The sequence below is a fragment of the Staphylococcus sp. HMSC061G12 genome (assembly GCF_001838465.1).
GTDB lineage: Bacteria > Bacillota > Bacilli > Staphylococcales > Staphylococcaceae > Staphylococcus > Staphylococcus simulans.
Map to the genome: position 1 here is coordinate 1 of NZ_KV837127.1, position 279 is coordinate 279.

General features: G+C 40.5%; 1 protein-coding gene. It reads right to left on the bottom strand.

The annotated features are described in order from the left end of the window. Window positions 1–41: 41 nt before the first annotated feature. A partial coding sequence (locus tag HMPREF2937_RS08310) for a cation transporter dimerization domain-containing protein (RefSeq protein ID WP_306806851.1) occupies window positions 42–279 on the bottom strand: 238 nt, incomplete at its 5' end.

Below are 279 nucleotides of genomic sequence, written 5' to 3' on the forward strand. Positions count from 1 at the left end.
ATTAGAAGTCAGAACATTTATGTCCCGACCCCTTACCCTATTTATGAATGATGCACTTCATGAGATTCTTCTTCAGGATGATATGGTTCTGGATGTACGTAAACCGAAGATACACCTTTACTATGCATATGTGTTTCAACTCGGTCACAAATAGCATGCGCTTCTTGTAATGTTAAGTCTGGTTCTACCGCAATGGTCACATCCACGAATACACTGCTGCCGTGATAACGTCCTTTAATACTGTTGACTGCAATGACATCTGACACTTCTAACACATCT